At 36.4% G+C, this 25,970-nt stretch carries 26 protein-coding genes and 1 pseudogene; 23 read left to right on the top strand and 4 right to left on the bottom strand.

The features are described from left to right. The first annotated feature begins 79 nt into the window (after positions 1-79). The 6 genes and pseudogenes from V7077_RS19480 to V7077_RS19455 all read left to right on the top strand — a co-directional run. Positions 80-2,002: a BglG family transcription antiterminator gene (locus tag V7077_RS19480; RefSeq protein ID WP_335504962.1), complete on the top strand. Its 1,923-nt coding sequence runs from the start codon at positions 80-82 to the stop codon at positions 2,000-2,002. 27 nt (positions 2,003-2,029) lie between these two features. Continuing rightward, positions 2,030-2,479 (top strand): transcriptional regulator GutM, encoded by a 450-nt coding sequence (locus V7077_RS19475; RefSeq protein ID WP_335504959.1) that lies wholly within the window; start codon positions 2,030-2,032, stop codon positions 2,477-2,479. 18 nt (positions 2,480-2,497) lie between these two features. Then, complete coding sequence (srlA, locus tag V7077_RS19470; RefSeq protein ID WP_335504957.1) at positions 2,498-3,046, top strand: PTS glucitol/sorbitol transporter subunit IIC; 549 nt, start codon at positions 2,498-2,500, stop codon at positions 3,044-3,046. Positions 3,047-3,065: 19 nt separating this feature from the next. Continuing rightward, positions 3,066-4,079 (top strand): PTS glucitol/sorbitol transporter subunit IIB, encoded by a 1,014-nt coding sequence (srlE, locus tag V7077_RS19465; RefSeq protein ID WP_335504955.1) that lies wholly within the window; start codon positions 3,066-3,068, stop codon positions 4,077-4,079. Positions 4,080-4,161: 82 nt separating this feature from the next. Further along, on the top strand, positions 4,162-4,527 hold the full coding sequence (locus V7077_RS19460) for a PTS glucitol/sorbitol transporter subunit IIA (RefSeq protein ID WP_335504953.1): 366 nt from the start codon (positions 4,162-4,164) through the stop codon (positions 4,525-4,527). Positions 4,528-4,536: 9 nt separating this feature from the next. Beyond that, positions 4,537-4,620 (top strand): annotated as a pseudogene (locus V7077_RS19455) (metallothiol transferase FosB); the annotation flags it as partial. A 139-nt stretch (positions 4,621-4,759) separates the two neighbouring features. On the opposite strand, the gene V7077_RS19450 reads toward V7077_RS19455, so the two are convergent. Further along, a complete protein-coding gene (locus V7077_RS19450) occupies positions 4,760-5,740 on the bottom strand; it encodes an aldo/keto reductase (RefSeq protein WP_335504950.1) in 981 nt (326 codons plus the stop codon). 200 nt (positions 5,741-5,940) lie between these two features. Here V7077_RS19450 and V7077_RS19445 point away from each other — a divergent pair, with 200 nt between their 5' ends. From V7077_RS19445 to V7077_RS19385, 13 genes are all read left to right on the top strand, one after another. Beyond that, positions 5,941-6,840 carry an AraC family transcriptional regulator gene (locus tag V7077_RS19445; RefSeq protein ID WP_335504948.1) on the top strand — a complete coding sequence of 300 codons (900 nt, stop codon included), beginning with the start codon at positions 5,941-5,943 and terminating at the stop codon, positions 6,838-6,840. 359 nt (positions 6,841-7,199) lie between these two features. After that, entirely contained in the window at positions 7,200-7,637 is a 438-nt protein-coding gene (locus tag V7077_RS19440) for a VOC family protein (RefSeq protein ID WP_335504946.1), read from the top strand. Between the two features lie 256 nt (positions 7,638-7,893). After that, positions 7,894-8,445, top strand: a complete 552-nt coding sequence (locus V7077_RS19435; RefSeq protein WP_335504944.1) for a GNAT family N-acetyltransferase — start codon at positions 7,894-7,896, stop codon at positions 8,443-8,445. Positions 8,446-8,543: 98 nt separating this feature from the next. Beyond that, positions 8,544-9,200: a DUF3885 domain-containing protein gene (locus V7077_RS19430; RefSeq protein ID WP_335504942.1), complete on the top strand. Its 657-nt coding sequence runs from the start codon at positions 8,544-8,546 to the stop codon at positions 9,198-9,200. Between the two features lie 144 nt (positions 9,201-9,344). Next, positions 9,345-10,016: an HAD hydrolase-like protein gene (locus V7077_RS19425; protein WP_335504940.1), complete on the top strand. Its 672-nt coding sequence runs from the start codon at positions 9,345-9,347 to the stop codon at positions 10,014-10,016. Between the two features lie 250 nt (positions 10,017-10,266). Next, entirely contained in the window at positions 10,267-11,280 is a 1,014-nt protein-coding gene (locus tag V7077_RS19420; RefSeq protein ID WP_420489683.1) for an ROK family transcriptional regulator, read from the top strand. 57 nt (positions 11,281-11,337) lie between these two features. Then, positions 11,338-12,558: an MFS transporter gene (locus V7077_RS19415; protein WP_335504938.1), complete on the top strand. Its 1,221-nt coding sequence runs from the start codon at positions 11,338-11,340 to the stop codon at positions 12,556-12,558. A gap of 190 nt (positions 12,559-12,748) precedes the next feature. Beyond that, complete coding sequence (locus tag V7077_RS19410) at positions 12,749-13,009, top strand: hypothetical protein (protein ID WP_335504936.1); 261 nt, start codon at positions 12,749-12,751, stop codon at positions 13,007-13,009. Positions 13,010-13,289: 280 nt separating this feature from the next. Then, positions 13,290-13,385, top strand: coding sequence for a hypothetical protein (locus V7077_RS19405; RefSeq protein WP_335504975.1), 96 nt, complete (start codon positions 13,290-13,292; stop codon positions 13,383-13,385). Between the two features lie 485 nt (positions 13,386-13,870). Further along, positions 13,871-14,332, top strand: coding sequence for a DUF3291 domain-containing protein (locus V7077_RS19400; RefSeq protein ID WP_335504934.1), 462 nt, complete (start codon positions 13,871-13,873; stop codon positions 14,330-14,332). 295 nt (positions 14,333-14,627) lie between these two features. After that, entirely contained in the window at positions 14,628-15,470 is an 843-nt protein-coding gene (locus V7077_RS19395) for a hypothetical protein (RefSeq protein WP_335504932.1), read from the top strand. 177 nt (positions 15,471-15,647) lie between these two features. Continuing rightward, positions 15,648-18,248, top strand: coding sequence for a phosphoenolpyruvate synthase (ppsA, locus tag V7077_RS19390; RefSeq protein ID WP_335504973.1), 2,601 nt, complete (start codon positions 15,648-15,650; stop codon positions 18,246-18,248). Positions 18,249-18,672: 424 nt separating this feature from the next. Next, complete coding sequence (locus tag V7077_RS19385) at positions 18,673-18,933, top strand: hypothetical protein (RefSeq protein ID WP_335504930.1); 261 nt, start codon at positions 18,673-18,675, stop codon at positions 18,931-18,933. Positions 18,934-19,092: 159 nt separating this feature from the next. On the opposite strand, the gene V7077_RS19380 is transcribed toward V7077_RS19385, so the two are convergent. Together V7077_RS19380 and V7077_RS19375 are read right to left on the bottom strand one after the other, a co-directional pair. Continuing rightward, entirely contained in the window at positions 19,093-19,488 is a 396-nt protein-coding gene (locus tag V7077_RS19380) for a DUF3224 domain-containing protein (RefSeq protein WP_335504927.1), read from the bottom strand. A 586-nt stretch (positions 19,489-20,074) separates the two neighbouring features. After that, a complete protein-coding gene (locus V7077_RS19375) occupies positions 20,075-20,815 on the bottom strand; it encodes an SDR family oxidoreductase (protein WP_335504925.1) in 741 nt (246 codons plus the stop codon). 153 nt (positions 20,816-20,968) lie between these two features. Between V7077_RS19375 and V7077_RS19370 the strand changes: the two genes are divergently transcribed. Together V7077_RS19370 and V7077_RS19365 are read left to right on the top strand one after the other, a co-directional pair. Next, positions 20,969-21,508 carry a TetR/AcrR family transcriptional regulator gene (locus tag V7077_RS19370; protein WP_335504923.1) on the top strand — a complete coding sequence of 180 codons (540 nt, stop codon included), beginning with the start codon at positions 20,969-20,971 and terminating at the stop codon, positions 21,506-21,508. 712 nt (positions 21,509-22,220) lie between these two features. Then, complete coding sequence (locus V7077_RS19365) at positions 22,221-23,240, top strand: DUF3231 family protein (RefSeq protein ID WP_335504920.1); 1,020 nt, start codon at positions 22,221-22,223, stop codon at positions 23,238-23,240. Between the two features lie 238 nt (positions 23,241-23,478). On the opposite strand, the gene V7077_RS19360 is transcribed toward V7077_RS19365, so the two are convergent. Then, positions 23,479-23,892, bottom strand: coding sequence for a VOC family protein (locus V7077_RS19360; RefSeq protein WP_335504918.1), 414 nt, complete (start codon positions 23,890-23,892; stop codon positions 23,479-23,481). A 502-nt stretch (positions 23,893-24,394) separates the two neighbouring features. Between V7077_RS19360 and V7077_RS19355 the strand changes: the two genes are divergently transcribed. Next, entirely contained in the window at positions 24,395-24,907 is a 513-nt protein-coding gene (locus tag V7077_RS19355; protein ID WP_335504916.1) for a CBO0543 family protein, read from the top strand. Positions 24,908-25,047: 140 nt separating this feature from the next. Then, positions 25,048-25,845: a glutamate racemase gene (gene murI, locus V7077_RS19350; RefSeq protein ID WP_335504914.1), complete on the top strand. Its 798-nt coding sequence runs from the start codon at positions 25,048-25,050 to the stop codon at positions 25,843-25,845. The last annotated feature ends 125 nt before the right edge of the window (positions 25,846-25,970 follow it).

Raw genomic sequence — 25,970 nt, 5'->3', positions numbered from 1 at the left:
AAGAAAATTAGGTAGAATTTTTTTCTTTGTACCAAGAGATATCATTAACAGTCATCTTTAAGCGGAAGGTGGTGATCAGATGTCTGATTTAATGTTGGACGTTCGAGTCATTCAAATAATTGAGCTAACAAGAAAAAAGACCCACTGTCCTTTGGATTATCTATCAGAAGAACTAAGAGTCAGTACGAGAACTATCCGAAATGATATTAAGCAGCTGAACAGCGATTTGAACGGAATTGCCACATTAGAAAATGAAAAAGGGAAAGGCTACCGCTTGTTCATTAAGGATGAACCATTATTTGAGAACTTAGTAGAAAAAATTAATTCAGATAAACATCTGTATGATTCACCACAGAGCCGGATTGCTTTTATCATTGATCAGTTAGTAAATACCGATAAGGTTTTTACACTTGATGAATTGGCATTTGAAATGAATATTGGCAGGACAACCCTTGTTAACGAATTAAAAAAAGCGGCAGTAGCTTTAGATACTTATCATCTATCAATTCGGGGAAAACAAAACAAAGGGATGTATTTAAGTGGGAAAGAACTAGACCTGCGTTTCTTTATACTGGATAACGTCTATGATTATTTATATAAAGAGTATCCGCTAGATGAAGATATAAAAGATGCGCTAATCAAAGTGGCCAATCAAAATGATTTGGAATCGACCACTTTAAACCGATTAATGAAGTTTGTAATCGTGATGTTGGACCGCCTTTTAAAAGATCATCCCCTTACCGAAACGAGTAGAAAACTTGAAAAGCTACTAGACACAAAAGACTATCATCTTGCCTTAGAAATCGTCAAGACAATTGAAGAGCATTTGCCGATCACTATACCACAGTCAGAGATTTTATTTATTACTTTACCGATTGCTGGCAGAAGAACGCCAACGAACAATCGGTCTCTGGCTGATATCACCATAACAGATGATGTAAAGCATCTTTTGAGTTTGATTTTTGAACAAGTCGGGCTTGAACAGGACATTATTCTTGAAAATAAAGACTTTTTTGAGGATTTACAATATCACTTAACTTTTATGCTTACCCGCTTGATGTTTGGGGTGAGAATTAACAACCCTTTGCTGTCCGATGTGAAGGGGAAATATCCCGTTGCCTACAAAATGGCTGAAATGGCTGGAGAAGTGATTGAAAGGGAATATAGCTTAAAGGTTTCAGAAGATGAGCTCGGTTATATCGCTTTCTATTTTGGAGTGTTTATTGCTCAGAATGAAGTAAATGTTAAACGATTACAACGGGTTGCCGTCATTTGCGGAACGGGCAGAGGAACAGCCAAGTTGGTCGCAATTCAACTTCAAAGGGTGTTGAATCAAAACACTCGAATCGATTTGTTTTCAGAATCGGAGGTCACGAAGGAACTATTAGCCGAATATAATCTTGTTTTTTCAACTGTAAAACTAGCATTTGAACCAGACGCACCTTTAATCCTGATAAATGAAATTTTTGATGAAAGTAGTGTTTCACGGCAAATTGAAAGAGTGACCTATCTGCAAAAGTTCAAGCTAAAAGATACAGGTAATTATCATTCCATCATAAAGCTATTAATAAATGATGAAAAATTCTTCATTTTAGACAGTAATCGGAGTTATCAAGAAAATGTGGAAGAGATGGTTGATCAGTTAACAAAGAAAGGGTATCTTGATAGGTGCTTTAAAGAGCGGTTGGACGAAAGGTCAAAAAAAGGGTCAATGGTATTTGACCAATATATCGCGCTGCCGCATACCATTAACCACCAGTCCACAAAAATCGAACTGGCTTTGGGTGTCTTTCCGAAAAAAATAAAAACAGACGGAAAAGAAATCAAATTGGTGTTTCTATTAGGGATACCGGAAGAAACCGATTACGATGCAAGTCTTTTAGTCAAAATTTACGACGAGATCATTCGTATCGCAGCCAATAGAAAAATAATCGGCGAATTGGCTCATGCATCCAGTTACGAAGAGTTATCTAAGTACCTTGAACAAGCAATCAGGTCATAAACAATCAATCTGTTAGGAAGTGAAATCATGCAAATTATTCTCCTCATTATCCTTATTGCCGGTGCATTTGTCGTACAAGCAGGATTAGGTTTTTTACAAATCAAGCATTTCTCCCAAGCATATACAGAGTTAAGACGAATAGGAAAAGTCGCAATTGGGAAAAGACCGGGAAAGGTCCGGGCTGGAACCATTGTCATGTTTGCCGTCACAAATAGCGGCAAGATCCTCAAAGCAAAGAAAATGCAAGGGGTCACGGTCATGGCGAAGGTCAAAGATTTAAATGGCTTTGAAGGAAAAAACATTAAAACGCTCAATGAAAATGACATGAAGCATTGCAATAAACTTTTGAAATTAGCGATTTTAGATGCAGTTCATAATTACAAAACAATCATGAGCGGCGGAGAAATTCCCGAAAGGAATAGTCTCTTTAAGCGTGTGATGCTACAGGCTGAACGCGTTTCCTTTGCAAAAAAATAAATTACGGGGTGAGACCAGATGGATATTATCGTACATTTAGCACAAGGATTTATGAAACTGTTTCAAACTGGTGCTGATACATTTCTTTCATGGATGAAAGGCATTGTTCCAGTTGTATTACTTTTAATGGTTGCTATGAATACATTGATTCAATTGATTGGGGAAAAACGGATTAACAAACTAGCAAAAGCTTCAGCCAAAAACCCGCTATTAAGGTATATGGTCCTTCCATTTATCGGTTCATTTATGCTTGGAAATCCAATGGCGCTGTCATTAGGACGATTTTTACCAGAAAAGTACAAACCAAGCTATTATGCTTCTGGTGCTTATTTCTGTCATACAAGCAATGGTTTATTCCCGCATATCAATGCAGGAGAATTGTTTATTTACTTAGGGATCGCGGCTGGAATTCAAAAACTTGGTTTAAACTCAGCAGAATTAGCTGTCCGTTATATGCTCGTAGGTCTTGTTATGAACTTCTTCGCCGGCTGGATTACAGATTTTACAACCAAAATGGTTGAGAAACAGCAAGGCATTAAATTGAAATCCGAAGTGAAATTACACTAGGAGATAGGGTGGGGTAAAGATGAGTGAATATCGTTCAATTAAAATAGTCAAAGGCGGCGGCGGTTTTGGGGGGCCATTGACTGTAACGCCAACTGCAGCTAAAAATAAAATCGTTTACATTACAGGCGGCGGAGCGAAGCCGGAAATTGTCGATCGAATTGTAGAACTAACAGGTGCAGAGGCTGTGAATGGATTCCAAACCTCCGTTCCTGAAGAAACCATTGCATTAGCGATTATTGATTGCGGCGGAACATTACGCTGTGGCATCTATCCACAAAAAAGGATTCCAACCGTTAATATCATGCCTACAGGAAGAAGCGGCCCATTGGCAAAATTCATTACCGAAGATATTTATGTATCTGCTGTTGGTTTGGATCAAATCCAGCTTGCCGATAGTGGTGCGAATGAGGCAGCGGCGGCAGCTGAAAAAATTCAAGAGCCTGAAAGAGAATTTAAGTATAGTGCAGATAAAAAGGTTTCACAAACATTGGCTGCAAATAAAAATAATAGCATTGTTACAAAATTTGGACTGGGTGCTGGGAAAGTTATAAATACCTTCTACCAAGCCGGTCGGGATGCTGTCCAAACAATGATTAACACCATTATTCCGTTCATGGCGTTTGTTTCGCTTTTGATTGGGATTATCCAAGGGTCTGGAATTGGTAATCTCTTTGCAAAGATCATGTCACCACTTGCGGGGAATATCTGGGGCTTGATTTTGATTGGCTTTATTTGTTCATTGCCTTTCTTGTCTCCTCTACTTGGCCCGGGCGGTGTTATTGCACAAGTAATTGGAACACTAATTGGGGTTGAAATTGGTAAGGGTAATATCCCACCACAATTAGCGCTACCTGCTTTGTTCGCGATCAATACACAAAATGCTTGTGACTTTATCCCTGTAGGATTAGGTCTTGCAGAAGCAGAACCAGAAACAGTTGAAGTGGGTGTTCCGTCCGTCCTCTACTCAAGGTTCTTAATAGGTGTACCGAGGGTCATTGTGGCATGGATTGCAAGTTTTGGACTTTATGAATAATCAAGTAATATAAAATGCTATCAAAAAAATAAAGTATTGGAGGGCTGGCGCATCAAAAATGTGTAGTTGATGCGTAAGAAATATGAGAACAATTTACGAGAATACAATAAAAAGCATTGGGATTGCAGCAAATTCCTTTTTAGAAGATAAAATGTTTATTTTATTTGGTGATGGTGCTCCTCAAGAACTAAAGGATTTTTGCTACAACATTGATGTTGTGGATGCCGCTGAAGAAATTAAAGCAGGACAAAAACTTTATATTAATAATGAATCATTTAAGATCACATCTGTTGGGGACATTGTTCAAAGAAACCTTACAACAATGGGACATATTACGCTGCGCTTTGATGGATCAACATCCCCAGAATTACCTGGAACGTTATATTTAGAAAATAAAGAAATACCTTCAATTGACTTAGGCACGGAACTTAAGATTGTCAGTGAATAGCCTTGGTTAAAGTTTGAATTTCATACAGGTACTTTACAAGATAGGCTGGATTATTATAAAAAGGAGAAAAAACACATGGAGTTTTACGATTAATAATCTCTGTTGAGAAAAGTTTGTGAGGAAATACACTTAAAGAAACAGGTGTGATGTTCACAGATTCACGAAGATAATATTAAAACCCAATTTTCCTTGTATTAGAAAATTGGGTTCTCTTTTATTTATATTCACAGGATTAATTATGTCCAACTATTGGATGTGGTACATATGGCTCTTCAAGAAACGTAATTTCTTCAGGTGTTAGCTTAACAGATAAAGAACCTACAGCACCTTCGAGATGAGAGATTTTCGTTGCACCTATAATAGGAGAAGTTACTGGTTCTTTCTGTAGTAACCAAGCCAATGCGATATGAATACGAGGAACCCCATGTTTTTCTGCCAATTCAGCAACACGCTCTACAACGTATCGATCTGTATCAGCAGTCGCATCATATTTAGATTTTAAGATGAAATCTGTTTCAGAGCGTTGAGTTGTTTCTGACCAATCACGAGTTAATCTTCCTGATGCAAGCGGACTGTATGGAGTCACTCCGATTTTTTCTTCTTTACAAAGGGGTAGCATTTCTCTCTCTTCTTCACGGTATATAAGGTTGTAATGATTCTGCATCGATACAAAGCGAGTCCAGCCGTTTTTTTCAGCTACATGTAAAGCCTTTTGAAATTGCCATGCGTACATGGCAGAAGCACCTATATATCTTGCCTTTCCAGCTTTCACCACATCATGCAAGGCTTCCATCGTCTCTTCAATAGGGGTATTATAATCCCAACGATGAATGATATAAAGGTCTACATAATCAGTCCCTAATCTTTTAAGACTTTTATCAATTTCGCTCATTATTGCCTTTCGGGATAATCCTGCCCCATTTGGACCTTCATGCATACGACCATGAATCTTTGTGGCAATTACAACTTCATCACGATTGGCATAATCCTTTAGGGCACGTCCAAGGAATTCTTCACTGGTTCCCATTGAATACACATTTGCTGTATCAAAAAAGTTGATTCCATGATCCAGTGCTTTTTTGATAATAGATCGACTTTGCTCTTCATTAAGTACCCATTGATGTATCCATTTTTCCGCTTCACCAAAACTCATACAGCCAAGACAAAATCTAGATACATCCAATCCTGTATTACCTAGTTTCACATATTCCATTTACTTATTCCTCACTTTCATTATTAACACATCTCAATTTATGCCTAGTAATTGCTCTTTTCATTATGTCACAATTGTTAAATAAGCCCTACGCCCATTTATATCAAGTTTTTGCCTAATCCAATCAAAGACCTTTCACACTCAGCGAATATCAAGTAAAATGTAACCATCAAAGATAAAGGCAAAAAGGGGAGTAAGACATGTCTGGGAAAATCAACAAACAGCATGAACTTGGCAAACTTATAGAGCGTAATACAGATCTGGATGGTGTCCACTCTACCTCTATCCCATCTTTATTTCTCATTCGTGAATCCATTATCACCGAACCCATCTCTAGAGTTAACGAACCATCCTTTTGCATAATCGTCCAAGGAGAGAAAGAGGCATGGTTGGGAGAGGAATGCTTTAGGTACGGTCCTGGCAATTACATTGTGGCATCCGTTGATTTGCCTGTAACAGGGCAAGTAATCAAAGCCTCATCTGATTGTCCCTATTTGGCACTCAAACTTGAATTTACATCGAGCGAAGTCTTAGAGGTTTTAAGTGAAAAAGATATTCAATCGGGACATAGAAAAAATGCAAAACGAGCGATGTTTATTAGTGAGGTAGAGCCATCTTTGTTGGATGCAGTAATCAGATTAGCTTGTTTACTAGAAAATCCGAAACATATTCCAATCCTTGCTTCGTTATACAAGAAAGAAATCCTTTATTGGGTTTTACAAGGTCCGAACGGGGAAGCCCTGGAGCAAATGGCGTTAGAAGGCAGTAATTCTATCAGAATTAGAAACGTAATCGAAAATATCATTAAGAACTATGAAAAGTCCTTTCGAATAGAGGATCTAGCGGAAATAGCGAATATGAGTGTCGCTTCACTTCATCGGCATTTTAAAGAGGTAACTGCTTTGAGTCCGATTCAGTTTCAAAAACAATTGAGATTACAGGAAGCTAGGCGTTTATTATTAGCTGAGTCATCAGATGTAGCTGATGTCGCTTTCAGGGTGGGCTACGAAAGTCAATCACAATTCAGTCGAGAATATTCCCGCATGTTTGGTTTTTCACCTAGAGCGGATATAAAAAGATTAAGAGGGAATTTCGTTTAAATGAACAAGTATTTTATTAATCAGCTCCATAAAGTTGAATCCTCCGGAAGATACCTAGACATATATTATTAATAATAATAGCCTGTGAAGGATTGTATTTAAGCTAAAGGGGGGCGAACCGTTCAGTTGATGAGGTCGATACCCCATGGGCAATTACGTTCTACCTGGCTACTACTGATAAAATAAGACCAAATAAAAAATGGTCAAACAGAAATATTTAGCATTCTGGCTAACCTTATAATACGAACTGGCAGCTTTGTTGAAGAAGGATATTTTCTATTTTAAGCGAAATAGAATACCAAACAAACCTTACACGAATACAGTTATTTAAAATAACAGGAACATAGGAGGTATGAGATATGAAGATCAATAGAATAGATCATGTGAGTATAAACGTACATGATCTCTCAGAGGCTAAAGCGTTTTTTGTTGATTTAGGACTTGAAGTGCAAGCGGAATGGGAATTGGATGGAGAACTGTTGGACAGAATAGTTGGGCTTAATGACGTTAGAACAGCATGTGTAGGATTGGGAATGCCAGATGGTCAGGCATGGATAGAGCTAGTTAAATTTTATACGCCGTCTGATGAAAAAGGTATTCAGCAACCTGATGCAAATACGCTGGGTATCCGACATATTTGTTTAGCTGTTGAAGATATTGAAGCTATTGTTGCAAAATTAAAAAAGAAGGGCACGGAAATCTTTAGTGAGATACAGCAATATGAAGAAAGTTATAAGTTATGCTACGTTCGTGGTCCAGAGGGAATTATCTTAGAGTTGGCGGAAAAAATCAGATAAATATGATTTCCAACTTTAAAGATTTATTCTATAAAAAAGCATCTATAAATTAGCCGTTTTCTGACTAATTTATAAATGCTTTTTATTGTTTTGTTCTTTAACAAAACTAATCTATGCTTCTCCAGTACCCAAAAAGGGTAGGTCAGCACAATAAAGGAAAAGAATTGCCATTATTTCTAATTTCTGTTTCCCACTTATTAATTAAGCTGTATAATATTTTCCTAACAATATCATTTTGAATGAGTGAGTGATTGTAATGATTATCAATCAAAAAGAATTTTATGTTAAAGATTTAAACTATACGATTAGATCTGCTAATAAAAATGATGCAAAAAAAGTATCTGAATTAAGGCTTAAGATTGATGGTGAATCCGAAAATATGGACAGAGAAAAGGGAGAGGACTTTATTGACCCGGCACGATTTGCAGAAATTATTGAAACCGATACCAACCACGCAAAAAAATTGTTTTTAGTTGCAGAACTAGATGGAAGATTAATTGGTTATTCAAGATGTGCAGGCAATGATTTAAAAAGATTTATACATAAAGCTGAATTTGGATTAGGTGTTCTGAAGGATTACTGGGGTTATGGGATTGGAAAAAATCTAATGAAAGAAACAATTTCCTGGGCTGACATGAACGGAATTAAAAAAATAGTATTATATGGAGTCCTTGAAACAAACGAAAGAGGTATTGAACTGTATAAAAGACTCGGTTTTGAAATCGAAGGTTTAATGAAAAAAGATAGAATCCTCTCAGATGGAAAATACTATAGCACATATATTATGGCCAGGTTTAATGAGTTATAAGAAACTTCAGCATCATAAATTCGTTACTGTTCGAGTCACGTGAGGTATTATATAAATTTCTTACTTAGATGCCTGTTTAGACCATAGTAGGAGGAAAAATGATTAGAAATCTTTATTCATTTTTAAATGAGAATTTTGAGGGGCTTATTTTAGAGCCCCCCTTATTTTATAATTGGAATAATAGCATTAGGTTTGAAATCTCAAATCCAGTAATACCAACCTGGGCAAGAGAAAATTTGAAACAAACTTTTCACCGTTCCATTTCTTTGTTTAAAAAGGTATTTGAACAGAAGGATGAAATTCTACTGGTTACTGATGTCCTTACAACAAGAAACAATCAATTTCTCCAAATGAAGCCTTTAAATGTTTATAAGAAATATTTAAAAGATAAAGATTTATTATACAAATTACAGCATCAACCCTTAGTTAGATTCCTCGAAGATGAAGCTGATCAGATGGTTGTTCATCGATTTGTCCTTCAATGCAAAAAAGACAATATTCGGTATGCCCCACTCCTAAAAGCCATTTGTTATGAAGACTTTGCTCATCCATCTACTATCTTGAGAAATAATCAAGAAAGCGGTTATGAAATTTATTTTGTTAATCTAACTAAAAAAATAATTTTTCACTTATATGATGATCGTGGATGCGATATTTTAGCAGTCGATGAAGAGGAAATTCGTTATCTTTATGAAGAATTTAACGATTGGATTTTGGAATATGATCGCAATAGAATTGATAACTTGTTTAATTAGTGTATCCTCAGCTAACTTAGTTTTACGAAATGTTTCTGGCTTAAATTGTGGTGGGTAACATCATTACATAGAAGATAATGATAATAGCAATAAGATATAATGGATACNNGTATAGTAAGCAGCAGCAAAGAGGGAGAGAATGCAATGGTACAGTCACTTATTTTTGATATGGATGGGACTCTATTTCAAACCGATAAAATACTAGAATTATCACTTGACGATACTTTTTACCACTTACGGTCACTAAATTTATGGGCTTCAAATACGCCTATTGATCAATACCGTAAAATAATGGGTGTACCTTTACCACAAGTTTGGGAAGCTTTGTTACCTAATCACTCCAATGAGATTCGAAAACAAACAGATGCCTATTTTCTAGAAAGGTTAATTGAAAACATAAGCAGTGGAAAAGGGGCTTTATATCCAAATGTCATGGAAATTTTCAGTTTTTTAAAAGAAAACAATTATAAAATTTTCATAGCAAGTAATGGATTAGTGGAGTATTTACAAGCAATTGTGAGTTATTATCACTTGGATAGTTGGGTTACCGAAACCTTTAGTATTCAACAAATACCATCGCTCGATAAAGGTGAATTAGTCAAAAAAATCATAAAAAAATACGACATCACAAATGCAGCAGTAGTTGGCGACCGCCTATCCGATATAAATGCCGCTAAAGATAATGGGTTAATGGCATTTGGATGTAAATTTGATTTTCCACAAGAAAACGAACTAACTCAGGCTAATTTCGTAATGGATGACCTAATTGAGTTAAAAACAATATTACCAAAGTTTGAAAACAACATATCTTATTGACGTAACTGTTGTTTTTGAAAATTTCCTATGATATAGTATCACCATACTTATTAAAGAAGTTTAATAAGTTTTTTTGGATACTTATTAAATCAATTTAATAAGTACTATAACTATAAAGTATCCTAATAGATATAGGTGCTATGCTGTTTTCTAAAGTGAGGCAGCGTCATACCCGGTAAAAGAATGGAGCTAAACAATAGGGTTGCTGGTTTGTAATCCTGTGTTTTAAAAGTTTTGGGGGGTGAATCTAGTGAGTGAATTATTATCTAATCCAAAAGATATGAAGAAAAAAATCCTTCAGGGTATTCGAACAGCCCTCATAGAACGGAAAAGTGCAACGAAGGTTGAACTAAGCGACCAATTAGGAATTAGTTTCCCGACAATAAGTAAGTTCATTGCTCAGATGGAGAAGGATGGGGAAATTAATTCAGCAGGGTTAGATGATTCAAGTGGTGGCAGAAGAGCAAAAAGGTATACATATAATCCTGAGTATATGTTAGGACTAGCCATTTTTTTAGAAGGAACAGGGACACATTATACGGTTTTTAATTGTTTGGGGGAAGTAAAGGAAGAAGGCGAGGCACCGAGTGTATTAAAAGAGGTTGATTTAACCGCATTAACAATGTGTATTGAAACCTTACTAATTAAATATCCAAAAATCAGTTCAATCAGCATTGGTGTTCCTGGGTCTGTTGCAAGTGGGAGGATATTTTATATTCCAGGTTACGAGCAGTTTCAAAATTTTGATTTAAAAGGATATTATGAGGATCATTTTTCTATACCTGTAGTGGTTGAGAATGATATGAATGCTGCAGTTCTAGGTTACAGCAAAAATAAAGCAATGAAGGAAAAGGAATCCCTTGTCTATTTGTATACTGGTCAAAATGGCCCTGGGGCAGGGATTATGATAAATGGTGATGTCGTACGAGGAAGTACGTTTTTCTCAGGTGAGGTTCAATTCGTTCCCCAATATGATCATCGAAATTTCGGTCAGGCTTTGGTCAACGGTAGTGGCCATTTTAAAGCAGATTATGAGATTGATGCCATTAGCAGATTAGTAGCCTCTTTTGCAGCGATAATTAACCCGCATACCTTTATTTTTAGCAATGAAGATGTAGAACACGAGATCGTTAACAAAATTACCAAAGTCAGCGCAAAGTATATCCCTCCAGAGCATCTTCCAGAACTTACTGTGAGTGATTGGAAACAAGATTATTTACTCGGATTAAAAAGCCTTGGGCTTGATCTCTTGATGAAGAATTAAACAAGAAAAACAAATTAGAAAGAAAATGAATAGAAATTAATATCGGGGAGAATGAATATGACAACAATCCTTTTGGTGATCATTTATTTGGCTTTTATCAGCTTGGGTTTACCTGACTCATTGTTGGGGGCAGCTTGGCCCGTGATGCAATCGGACTTAGATGCTCCGCTTGAAACGGCTGGAGTTCTTTTTATGATCGTTGCAGGTAGCACGATTATCTCCAGTTTATTAAGTGGGAAAGTACTTAAACGTTTCGGAACGGGTAAAGTCACATTTGTCAGTGTTTTAATGACGGCAGTTGCTTTACTAGGATTCGATTTTGCCCCTTCGGTTGCTTGGTTAGTTGTATGTGCGATTCCTCTCGGATTAGGAGCTGGAGCGGTTGATTCAGGATTGAACGATTATGTTGCAATTAATTATAAAGCACATCATATGAGCTGGCTACATTGCTTCTGGGGAGTTGGAGCTACTCTAGGACCGGTCATTATGGCTCAGTTTATGATGGGAGAAAATTCTTGGAGAAGTGGTTATTTTCTCATTTCTGGTCTTCAGTTTGTGTTAGTTTTAATCCTTCTCTTCACATTGCCTTTATGGAGCAGAGTGAAGAATAAAAGCAATATGACTGTAATCGAAGAGAGCGAAAATTCAATAGATGTCTTGAATGATCATTTAAAACCTTTACAAATTAAGGGAGTAAAACTAGCTCTGGCATCCTTCTTGTTTTATTGCAGTGCTGAAGCTGCAGTGGGGCTTTGGGGAAGCAGTTTCTTGGTAGATATCAAAGGGATAAGTGCGGCAACTGCTGCCAAATGGGTTTCATTCTATTACGCAGGAATAACCATCGGTCGTTTCATTACAGGCTTTATTACTTTTAAAATGACTAACCGTCTTCTTATTCGAACAGGACAAATAATCGCGTTGACAGGTGCCGTTATTGTATTCTTACCATTACCGTCTATTTTCTCGCTTATTGGTTTTATCATTGTAGGGCTTGGATTAGCGCCGATTTTCCCCTGTATGTTGCACGAAACACCATCACGTTTTGGGAAAAAACATTCTCAAACTATTATGGGCTATCAGATGGCGCTTGCGTATACAGGCACTACCTTCATGCCACCGCTGCTGGGTTTCATTGCCTCACATTCAACAATAGGAATCTTCCCAATTTGTATTCTTATTTTTATAGCCGTAATGTTCCTATGTTCAGAACGATTAAACGGTATACTAAGTAGGAAAGTTTTAGTAAAGCCTATTGATGCAAGTTCAACTGAAATGTAATAATTAGATTACGAAGTTAGAATAACTTTATAGAATGAGCTGCCTTTTTGGCGGCTTTTTCTTGTTGAACAACTTCAGGATTATTTGAAAAAAGGAAAAAATAAATGGATAAGTATGGGTTAATTTCCATTTCAAATAAAGGACAACCTCCATATAGTAATGTATGTTCATTTAATAAGGAGGAGTTTGAATGCAATTAAATTATCATCAAGCTAGGAATTTAGAGGGGAAAATGATTCATTTTAAAAATGATCAAGGCGAATGGTCCATTGGAAAAGTGGTAAAGGTTAGAAAAGAAGGTCTTGAGATTGAAGAATTAAGTTTTTCTAGTTCTAGTGATGGATATGGATTTGGTTTTTTTGGTCCGGGACCTTTTGTCAGACGTCCGTTTTTTAGACCACCTGTTATCGTCCCATTTGTTGGATTTGGCTTTTTTCCTTTCTTCTTTTAAAAATAAGAACGTATGTATTCTTCATAGGCGGAGAATTTCCGATTAGTGTATATAGAAGGAGCTTTAGATGCATTTATAAGCGGAGATATTCCGATTAATTACTCTAAATATGGCATAATCCAACAATTTGAACAAAATCGGAAAAACTTCCTTTATTTTTAATGAAATATGGTATTTTCCCATTTTAAACGGAATTCCTCCGGTTATTTTTTATACACTTAATAGAACCCTGATCAATGTATGGGAAGCAACAGGTTTAACTCTCGATAATGTTGAAAAAGTGAATGTATTCTTAACTAATATAAATAACTTCAAAGCAATGAATGAAGTTTATTTGAAACAAATTTCCGAGCCAAATCCGCTCGTACAACTTTAGGTGTGTCATCCCTGCCTCTTGGAGCAAAGGCTGAAATCGAGATGATAGCTAGAAGAAAAATTTCAGGTAAAAAGGCTCTATCAAATTAGCTAGAGCCCCATAAAATCTTCCCTTCTCTCAACACTTCCAATCCTAATACATTATGCCTTTCAGAAACTCCCTTCTTTGTTCAACTAACAGGTAGCATTATTGGAACAACTGTAATGAAATCAGCTTTTACCAATGAGCAAGGTATTTTATGGGATATTCGGAGCATATTTTTTTCGGGTAATTTGCGATTGGAATAAATCTAAGAAATTGATCAAATTTTTAATTCATAAAAATAAAGCGATGAAAATTATTTCTCATCGCTTTATTTTATTAGGTGTCTTAATAATTCACCGCGTTATTTCTTATTGAAGTTCGGAGAAGATTAGCTGAAGAAGGAATTTCTACATTTTTACTTGAGTATATTTTAGGAAAAGACTATAGATGGAGGGCTGTTTATGGCATTAGTTTCAATCTATACTGTTGGTAGGCTAAACCATCCCTATGATCACCCTACCTCTCGTGAATTTTTTCAAGTGGGAAATGAAGTATATCGTCAAGCAACTAAATCAGGACTTATAGAGACCTTTTCACCTGAAGGAGTCCCTTTCCCTGAAGAAACCGTAAAAGGAAAGGGTTCTTCTATTCTTACACTAACTGTTTGGAGAAGCCTTCAATCCTTATATCGCTTTACTTATTCAGGAAAGCATATGCAAGCATTACGAGATAGAAGCAAATGGATAGAACCTTATCCAGATAAACACCTATCTTATGTAATTTGGTGGACAGAAATGGTGAGGGATGTCTCATGGGAGGAGGCATTTAGGAGATACAATCATTATATTAAGCATGGTCCGACTCCTTTTGCATTTGATTTTAAGCATGCATTTGATGAAAATGGGGAGACGTTCTTGGTTTAATTTACATAAAAAAGCATCGCAAAATACAGTTAAAATTGATATGAATTTTACTTTATACTTTTTTACTGTTTTGCGATAGGAAACGGACCTTGTTTTTCTTTCCATGCTCTTTTGTACTATCTTCCTAATTTATGGCCCTGAAACTATAGGGCTATACCAAGGGAAAGTTAATTGAACAAAAATGTAAAAACTTAATGGCAAAGTTGAGATTACGATGGTAAGACGAAAACCATGATCCTTTTTATGTATTTCACCTATCAATTTTTCACTCATAAACTAAGAGTGGGTGATGAATATGCAAAAACGGAACAAGATGGACATAACTTCTTACAATCAAAAATATTTTCGGCCATCTTGCTTGAAAGCTTTAAATATAAGAATGGACAGTTCGGAGTTTTATTCACTTTTTTCTGAAACAACTCATGAGGAAATCAAATTACCTCCCGAATTGACAAGAACCCCTGAAGATACTCTTCTTAACTACTTTAGTGTCCTGCGTGAAGCTGAAAATATGGGAGGGAGAAGTTGCGGTACGGTTGGTCAGGCACGTACTCCATTTCCGATTGCCTATAACTTTCTATCGAAAGAGTATCAAAATAAATTAAGCTATGAAGACTATTTTCATTCGTTTGCTGGAATAGGGCATACGAGTTTATTAAAGCTTCTTCGAGTCCCAGATATTAAAAGTGCAATAAAGTTTTTTTATGAAATTGAAACGATTGAAGGGTTTAAAGGTAAGCGAGCGGAGTATTTTGGTTATTCATATGGTTGGATCGAGCTAGTTTACGAAAAAGATGGTTTTCGGATTTCAGCTTTGACCAAGATTGAAGAAGATTTTTTATGTGCACCGTACCATGGTTGGGATCATGACGGGGAAGATATTATAGGAGTCAAATATGGAAGTTGGTGCAAATTGATTGAACAGATGTACCCAACAGTGAAAAATGGATACGTTAAAAATATTTATTTTCGTGGTAATGATGGTGCCGATTATTGTTTTATTTTTATTACTTTGACAAATGGAACTGACGTAGAAATGGCTCAATTTCGGAAAGTAAGAAATGAAAACTGGAAGCAGGTGAACATGAAGCCGGAAGAAGAGTGTTTAACTGAACAAAGAATGTTTATGGATGGATGAAATGGTAAATGAGCTAATATCAAGGTTACTACATGTAAAGTCTAGCTATTCTTGTAGATTGGATTCTAACTCTTCCTACTTTAATTATAGCATGAAAAAAATGGGTAATATAGACTGTTTATTCTCGAAAACTACTGATACAATCAATAGACCCTTAAAGGTTAGGAGCGATGTAGGATTAGTTCTTTGGTTATCGGTTTTAAGGAAATGGAAAAATCACAGCTATTTCTCGTTGGTGGAAAAGGGGTAAATTTAGGTGAATTATCAAAAATGCACGGAATACAAGTGCCCCAAGGATTTTGCATTACAACAGTTGGGTATCAAAAAGCCATTGAACAGAATAATACATTTCAAGGATTGTTAAATAAACTAACCTTGCTAAAGGTAGAAGATCGGAATCAAATTAGTGAAATCAGCAGGAAGATTCGGCAACTCCTTACAGAAGTAGAAATTCCCGCTGATGCTGTTAAAGCAGTCACTGATTGTCTCTCCAGGTTTGGCGATGAACATGCATATGCAGTACGCTCGAGTGCGACTGCTGAAGATTTGCCTCACACCTCTTTTGCCGGACAACATGACACCTATTTAAACATCATCGGAAAAGAAGCCATTTTGCAGCATATCAGAAAATGCTGGGCTTCTCTTTTTACGGAACGAGCGGTCATATACCGAATCCAAAATAAATTTGACCACAGACAAGTTAATTTATCCGTTATCGTGCAAAGGATGGTGTTCCCACAGGCTTCCGGGATTTTATTTACCGCTGATCCGATAACCAATAACCGAAAGCTGCTATCCATCGATGCCAGTTTTGGACTTGGAGAAGCACTGGTTTCTGGTATAGTCTCTGCAGATTGTTATAAAGTCCAGGAAGATAAAATCGTCGATAAGCTAATCGCAGCCAAAAAATTGGCTATCTATGGACAGAAAGCAGGCGGGACCGAGACACAAGAGATCGCTCCTGACCAGCAAAAGACGCAAACACTTTCTGACCAACAAATTTTACAACTGGCACGCATCGGAAGACGGATTGAATCCTATTTTGGCTGTCCGCAAGATATCGAATGGTGCTTGGTGGATGATACCTTTTATATTGTCCAGAGCCGTCCAGTCACGACTCTTTTTCCTATCCCTGTAGTGAATGACCAAGAAAACCACGTCTTTATATCTGTCGGCCATCAACAAATGATGACAGATCCCATCAAACCATTGGGATTGTCTTTTTTCCTGTTAACGACACGTGCCCCAATGCGTAAAGCTGGTGGATGGTTGTTTGTCGATATCACACATCAACTGGCTTCATCTGTCAGTAGAGACTTTTTATTAAATGCGATGGGACAACACGACCCGCTCATGAAAGATGCCCTGATGAACATCATCAAGCGAGAAGATTTTATTAAATTGTTACCAAATGATAATGGTGCACCAAGGGCCACAAGAGGCAAAACTGATATACCGGCACAAATCGAAAATAACCCGTCCATTGTTCCTGATTTGATTAAGCGCAGCCAAACATCCATTAAAGAGTTGAAGCAGAACATTGAAACCAAATCAGGATCAGATTTAGTTGATTTTATTCTAGAAGATATTCAAGAATTAAAGAAGATTCTGTTCGACCCACAGAGTACAGCTGTCTTTATGTCTGCTATAAATGCTTCTACATGGATCAATCAAAAAATGAGCGAGTGGTTAGGTGAAAAAAACGCAGCAGACACGCTTTCTCAATCTGTACCAAACAATATTACTTCGGAAATGGGTCTTGAACTTTTGGACGTTGCAGATGTGATTCGACCTTATCCAGAAGTAATTGATTATTTACAACATGTAAAAGATAATAACTTTTTGGATGAACTGGTTAAGTTTGATGGTGGACAGGAAGCACGAGATGCCATAATAGCTTTTCTCAACAAATATGGAATGCGATGTGCCGGAGAAATCGATATCACGAAAACTCGTTGGAGTGAAAAACCAATTACCCTTGTCCCCATGATACTCAATAACATCAAAAACTCTAAACCCCATGCTGGCAAGCACAAATATGAGCAAGGCCTGCTTGCTGCTTCGAAAAAAGAACAAGAGTTAATAGACCGATTGAAGCAATTGCCAGATGGTGAACAAAAAGCCAAAGAAGCAAAGCGAATGATCGACCTAATCCGCAATTTCATCGGATATCGTGAATATCCAAAATACGGTATGATTAATCGCTACTTTGTTTATAAGCAAGCTTTACTGAAAGAAGCGGAACAACTTGTGCAAGCGGGCCTTTTTCATGAAAAAGAGGATATATACTATCTCACATTTGAAGAATTCAGCGAAGCCGTACACACAAACAAGCTGGATTACCAAATCATTAATAACCGAAAAGAGGATTATAAATTATATGAAAAACTGACTCCTCCGCGTGTTATAACATCTGATGGTGAAATCCTTACAGGTAGTTACAAACGAGAAAATCTCCCAGCCGAAGCGATTGTGGGTTTGCCTGTTTCTTCCGGAGTGGTTGAGGGACGGGCACGTGTCATATTAAACATGGAAGAGTCTAATCTGGAAGAAGGAGATATATTAGTCACCACCTTTACTGATCCGAGCTGGACACCATTGTTTGTATCCATAAAAGGCTTAGTCACTGAAGTTGGTGGACTGATGACACATGGAGCCGTCATCGCCCGTGAATATGGCTTACCCGCAGTTGTCGGGGTAGAAAATGCTACCAAACTGATCAAAGATGGCCAACGAATTCGCGTCCATGGAACAGAAGGGTTTATCGAAATATTGTAATGGTTGAATAGGTGAAACCAAGAAAGTAACGGGAGCTTTCGTTGAAACTGTGCTAATAAATCTTCTTGGGTAAAAAACACTGCGAACAGATATAGAAATAAAACTGTTTGCAGTGCTTTTTGATTCTGTCAAACTAATAGTTTAATGTCATCTTTAATAACTCATTCCCCAATTTTACTTGTAGGTGTATATCGGAATTGGTTAGCGTTTCATAGTTTATTTGGTTAACAAGTACGTTTTCCTTGATGAGGTCCTCAAAATCATGAATTATCTCTTTACTAGTATCACTTATTAGTTAAAGAGAAGGAAGAAGAGTGTCTTCCTTGAAAAGAATGCTACGATATAGCTTGTGATGACGGATGGGGAGAAGGAATGCGGCAGGTCAAGTAACCAAAGTTATAGCATTGTTAGAACTCTTAAACAAATGGGCAAAACAGACCAAGTGATTGTTTATATAGCAACAACCAGCTATGTTGAATTAAAAGACATAAGAAATCAGCTTAATGTACATCAAGGTTATTTTGAGTTTGAAGCATCAAGATATGAACTTATCTGGACTCTTTTAAAAGAAGGTAGAACGGATGAAGAAATTGTCATAAAAGCACATTCTAGTTTTTATGAATTGGAACAAGTGAAAAAACAACTTAAACAGTATAATGGAAAATTCAAATGGGAAGTCCAGTAAATAAAGAACTTATTATAAGCGAAAGCGATAAGTCTTGGTGAACTAAACGAATATAATGTGAAGAAATGTACTTAAGCTAAAGGGACATGATAATTGAAGAAGGTCTTTCGACAAAAGGGACATTCCTGGTAGACAGAAATGCCCTTTTTTTCTGTTCTGTTAAAATTTAAAATCTAAAATGATCTTACTGGTGTCACCTGTAAACTTATAGTTATAAGACCCTTTCAAGTTTTCTAAGTCGCCGGAAGCTTTGATGATTGTTGCTGGAGAATCTAGATTCCCCTTATCAAATATTCCTTGCTCTATAGCAGTAAATGTGCCCCGTTTTCCCATATAAGTACCTTCGAAATGCAGAAAACCGGAAATTTTAGAAGTGGCTAAGTGACCATCATCTCTAGTAGAGTCTATATAAACTAGTAAATATTCAACAAAAGCTTTTCCTGTTAATTCACCCTCAATATCATATTCGACATGAGCAATATTTATAGGGAATTCTTTTCTAGTGTCGTCTACTGGCTTTTCATCCCATTTGGTTACTGTAAATGTTACCTCCATGGTAAATCTCCCTTCTTTATTAAACAGTAATTCACCTTCAGTATAATATCCAAAAAGCACCAATATCAATAAATGAATAGAATTGTTTTTATTAATTTCTCTTTTGGCGGCTATCTAGATATCGTTTTAACCCCGAATCCGAATCCTTATAACACCACCAAACCTCTAGTTATAGGAATAGACTAGGTTAGTAATTACCCATTGAAGGGAAAATACGCCATGCCTAACAAAAAGAGTATTAAACACATCGTTGTTTGCCAGGCTAGGCGCCTTGTCACTAAGAACTATTTCCTCCGGGTTATATGATCTTTTCTTACCAATAAATCCTTTTCTTTTCGCTATTTTTTCTATGATTTTTATGGGGAAATATATTAAACTGAGAGATTGGGTGGGTATGGTAGTCTCTGGTTTAGGGTTATTTGTTGCGTCCTACCCTTCATTGGCAATAAATCATGCCTCCCTAAGTGGCATGAACAGACGAATATTTGTTAACCTTTTTTACTCTAGAAGCATTTCGGCCGTCTGTTTCATGCATACCAGCATAGACAACATGCCCATCCTGAAAATGTCCGAGCTGCTCCTAACATTATGCTAGGCCCCCATTTGAAAATATCACTTGACCATTAATCCAACGTCCTATTGTCGCTAAATATAATACTGTATCGGCAATATCTTCAGGTGTTCCTAGGCGTTCAAGTGGCGTTGCTCTAGCAAAATTATCAATCATTTGTTTATCTTTTCCATCTAAAAATAAAGGTGTTGCTGTTGGGCCAGGTGCAACCGTATTAACAGTGATATTTTTTCCACGTAATTCGCGCGCCAATATCATTGTCATTGATTCAACTGCTGCTTTACTTGCCACGTATGGAGCATATGTTGGTAATTGCGTGCGGGTCACAGAAGTAGAAAAATTGATAATAGCACCACCTTGACAAACACGTCGTGCCGCTTGTTGGGATATTACAAAGGTTCCTCGTATATTTGTGCGGTACAATTGATCTAAATCATCTAAGTTCATCTCTGCGATAGAGCTAAGTATCATGATTCCTGCTGTATTGATAACGACATCAATATGGCCTAATTTAACTTCAACAAGATCGAAAACTTCTTTCATAGATTTTTCATCTGCAACATCCCCACCTACACTAATTGCGTTTCCACCATTCTTTATAATCTCGTTTACTATAGTATCTGCTTTTAGCTTATTCCCCGAATAATGTACAGCAACTGCGAATCCATTTTCGGCTAATTTATTTACTATAGCACGTCCAATGCCACCAGAACCCCCTGTTACAAGCGCAACCCGAGAACCAGAATTTTTCAACATGATATCTCTCCTTATTATTAAATATTTCAATTACAATATTTTTATTTTGTAACTTTTACAACATTAGTATATATCATTAAGTTACAAAGTCAACATTTTGTAACTTAAAAAATATAAGGTATAATGAACTTAGATAATCTAGGAGGGTACAAAATGGCAATACTTAATAAAGAGAGGATTCTTTCAGTTACAGAAGAAATCATCATCAAAAAAGGAGTACAAAAAACCACTCTTTCTGATATTGCAAAGGAACTGGGGGTTACTCATGCTGCATTTTATAAACATTACAAAAACAAAGAAGACCTGTTGCAACAACTTGCACTCAGGTGGTTAGAAACTACTTCTAAGGAATTATTAGAGTGGGTAACACCAAAAGGTATAAGTAACAAGGATGCACTTCATGATTGGCTTTGGCTTCTGGCTACTACTAAGAAGAAGCTTTATCATAATGATAGACGTATGTTTCGGCTATATACTGATTATTTAGAGCGAACGCAAGTTCTTGTTGTAGAACACTTAAAACAATTAGCGCAAAAAGCCGAGTCTATTAGTGGATTAAATCAATTGGGTCCTGCTATCATTACGGCATTTGTATATTTTCACAATCCCTATTTTGCAGACCGTTGGGATAGTGAATTTTATGAAGAAATGTTTGAAGATGTATGGAGGTTAGTTTCTAACAAGCTACCATAAAAGCAATAGTAACCGATTAAAGCTCTCTTCTGAGATGGTTTTTTGTTTTTTGACTAACCTTTTTTGATAGGAAGAAATAATACGTTTTAAGCTAACCCAATCAGGGATATTTTCCTGAGTAAATATTGTAAAATTTTATTCTTTCGTTTATGTACTTGGGTTTTTGCATAAAGCCGAATTTGGAGAATTGATGATTATATGTTGCAAAAACTTAGCGTATTCCCACGAATCTTTTATGTTCTTTAATAACAAGCGAACAAATTTTTCACGTTCCGCTTCCTTACTTTTGAGAACTTTAATATTTTCAGGCTTCCGTAAGAAATGCTTGCTCGCTCTATAAATATTAAATGGTAAAATTTATATAAAACCTTATGAGGTGAGTTATGAAAAAAATTATGATTGAGGGAGTACTTATTTTTATAATTTCCTTGTTTGTTATATGGATGGCTTGTAATTTAACCAATGCTTCTTTAGATACAACTTACATCATTTATTTTCTAATTGCCGTTTTATTTCAAACTTCTATAATAATAGCTCTACTAATTCATTTGCTTAAAAAAAACACACAAGTTTAAAGAATTTAATTAAAAGAAAGTTATTATGTGGCAAACGGCATTATTTTTTTTCAGTATAGAATCCAGTGAAGTTTTATAATTATTACACCAACAACAAGACATAATATTCTTAAGAACATTATGAAGGTGGAATAATTGTGGTCAAAGAAAAGGCAGAACATGTAAGGATTGGATTGACTTGCACGGAAATTGGTGGTCTTTGGGGTGTTTATCAACAAGAAAGCATGAGCACTTGTTTCCTTACCTACTTTTTGCATCACCTTAAAGATGAGGAAATCATTCCATTTGCAAAAGAGGCATTACAAATTTCACAAGGTCGATTAGAAAAAATTAAAAATATTTTTCTTACTGAAAATATTCCTATACCTACTGCTTTTTCAGAAGATGATATAAATTTTTCTGCCCCACCATTATTTAATGATATATTCACTCTAAGTTATCTTTATATGTTGAATCGGTTGGGAATGATTAATTTTAGTTATGTTGCTTCCAACAACGTTCGACTGGATGTCCTTGATTTTTTTAATGAGTGTATTCATACAACTACTGAAATGTTTGGAAAATCAGTCAAAATGATGTTGTCGAAAGGAATCTATGATCGGCCACCTAAGATGAACTACCCAAAAGAAATCGAGTTTGTTCAGAAGGAATCCTTTCTTTCGGGGATAATGGGCAGTAAGCGCCCTCTAAATGCAATAGAATTATCCGAGATATTCTTTAACATTGAGCGAAGTTACTTTTCGGTTCTAATCATGCTTGGATTTGCACAAGTCGTAAAGGACAAGAAATTGAAGGAACATCTTTTAAGGGGAAGGGATATTAGTGAAAAACAAATTTCTTTTTTCAATAATTTGTTAATGGAAGAAGACCTTCTCGGAACTGTGACTGTGAACATGGAAGTAACTGATTCTACAATTTCGCCGTTTTCTGAGAAGTTTATCTTTTCCATGATTAATGTCTTGAATTCTGTAGACATCAGCTTAATCTCACACGCAATGTCATTGTCCATGCGAACCGATCTAACCGCTCAGTATACAAAAGTAATTGCAGAGGTAATGCTGTACGCTAAAGATACCTTTGATATTGTGGTTGACAAGAAGTGGCTAGAACAACCTCCACTCGTTACAAATAGAAAGCAGCTTTTAAAATCGAAGTAATTAAAGAGGATCTGATTTAAAAGCCTTTTGGATATTTGCCCTATTACATATTGTGGAAGGCTGTCTAACACTGAAGAATTGTAATAGATGAAATATAGGGTGATTTTAAGATACGGGGTAACGCATATAACGGGGTACATTTTCTTAAAGAAAGTTTGGCTGCAAAAAATGCAGCCGAACATTCTTTAACCGGTAAGGTTAACCAAAGAAGTGAAGATGTGGACTTCCTCCGAATAGACTAGGCTTCTTTGGACTCATACTCACACAGGATCATCCATGACGTTCCAAACCTGTCTCTCAGCTGAGCAAAACGCAAAGCGAAAAAGGTTTCTTCCATGGGCATAAAGATTTCTCCTCCTTCAGAAAGTAAGGCATAAAGCCGCTCCGCCTCTTCTGCACTGTAAACCCTGAGTGTCAGGTAGACACTCCGCATAGGCTCAGCATTGGGGATGTCTGCTCCCCGCAGCACCGTGTCTCCAATCTCGATGGTAGCATGCAAAATGTCGTTTTCTCGACCTTTCGGAACGTTCGTCGGATCTGGCAGCTGATTGAAAGCCATCATTGATGTTATTCTGCCTCCGAGATGTTGTTCATAGAATCGAAAAGCTTGCTCACAAACTCCTCGATAGTTGACGTAGATTTCGAGCTTCATCGATTAATCTCTCCTTTTTTCATTTTGGATGTTGGTCTCGAAGGATCTCTTATAATTCAGTATAAACTGCATATGAATGCCAATACAATTATGGGTTTTATGATGTCGACATGTGGGTGAAGAAGAATCAACTTTTCCTTATTGTAGTATAGGGGCAGGATAGATTGACCTCGAAATTATGAGATTTTTAGAAAAAGGATGAATCAAAGGGGTGCAAAAATGAAAAAAGCAGTAAAATGGATAATCTTAATCATGGCAGCTATATTTGGAGCAGTAGCGTGGAATTCAAATGAAAAAGATAAGCAATATTGAATCAGTCCGTAAACATGTAATCGGGTGACAAAATACGATCAAAAATGTGCTGGTAATTGAGAGTGACGTTGCTAGACTAACGGTTGCAAGAGTTAAAGATTTTAGCTTCACTATTAGTGGCCTTTTCGTTATTTTATTTAAAATTAGTCAAATTATACTAACTGAAATTTTTATTAGTAGGATGGTGTAAATGTACATTATTTTACGCTTGGTGTTATGGATTCTTGCGGCATGGCGTTGGGGAGATTGGCGGAACTGGAAGAATTATCAGTCTACCTTTCTTTTTGTAATAATGCTGGACCTGTTATATAACTTTCTTACATATAATTATCCATTGTGGGCATATGACCCTACCAAGATGATTCCAAATCATACTTTTAACAATCTGCTTGTAATGTTTTTCTCTTATCCAGCCATTGTGTTTATCTATTTAGGACGGTATCCAACTGAAAGGGTAAAACAGATTGCCTGGATCTCTTTCTGGGTAACCCTTTTGTCTTTCGTCGAGTTAATAAACTACAAAATGGGTTTAATGAGTTACCATAATGGTTGGAATTTCGGGTGGTCAGTGATTTTTTATCTTTTTCAACTGCCTTTTATACGGCTCCATTACAAAAAGCCATTATTAACGTATGGCCTGTCCGTACTGATCATTGTAGGACTTTTATTGCTATTTAAAGTCCCTGTCGGCAAAATGAAATAAAACTAACTGCGGCAGTCCCCTTTTCTTATTCAGCGAAAGGGCAGGGTGGATCAATAAGATAAAGGAATAACTAACCATAAAACTTTATGGTATTATTAATAATTGATTCGTAACGTTAATCTAGGAAAAGAGTGAAAGTAGTGAGAATAGGTTTTTTTGATTCTGGAATAGGTGGGATGACTGTACTTCATCAAGCATTAAGAGTTTTGCCGAATGAGGATTTCATATTTTATGCAGATACCTTACACGTTCCATATGGTGAAAAATCAAAAGAAGAGGTAAGGGAGTATATTTTTAATGCAGTTGACTTTATGGCTAATCAAGGAATCAAAGCATTAGTCATTGCTTGTAATACAGCTACCAGTATCGCAGTGGATGATCTTCGCAAAAAGTATGAGTTTCCTATTCTAGGTATTGAGCCAGCTGTAAAACCCGCTGTACAAAGTTGTCAGGGAACCCGAAAAAAGGTATTAGTGTTGGCGACTAACTTGACTCTTAAAGAAGAAAAGTTCCATAATCTTGTGAATAGGTTAGACCAGCATGATATTGTTGATAGTCTAGCTCTCCCTGGTCTAGTCCAATTCGCTGAGAATTTTGAATTCAGAGAAGAAAAAGTTGTCCCGTATTTAAAAGAAAAACTATCTTCGTATGATTTAGAGCAATACAGAACGATCGTTCTCGGCTGCACCCATTTTCCATATTTTGAAGATAGTATAAAGAAACTATTTTCTCATGAGGTAGACATTATTTCTGGAAGTATGGGTACGGCTAAAAACTTAAAGAGAATTCTTGAAGCAACTAACCAAATTAATGAAGGAACAGGAGATATTTTATTTTTTAAATCTGGTTATAAAGTTGAAGATAAAGATACCTTGTCTAATTATAAAAAGTTACTGGTAAAGCTAGATGAACTTCTACTTATGTCAACAAAATCTTGAAAAATGATTCTTCCACATTAAAGTTTTAATTAAAATACCTGTTAGGCTGTTTCGACTGCCTTTTTTTAGTTTGTGAACGATGGTTCTTTAACAAACGGGGGCGTTAATCCAAAAAAGGATTAACG

The sequence above is a fragment of the Neobacillus vireti genome (assembly GCF_036962465.1).
In the GTDB taxonomy this organism is placed as follows: domain Bacteria; phylum Bacillota; class Bacilli; order Bacillales; family Cytobacillaceae; genus Neobacillus; species Neobacillus vireti_B.
The sequence above is the reverse complement of the archived record's forward strand: the minus strand, read 5'-3'. Positions and strand labels throughout refer to the sequence as shown.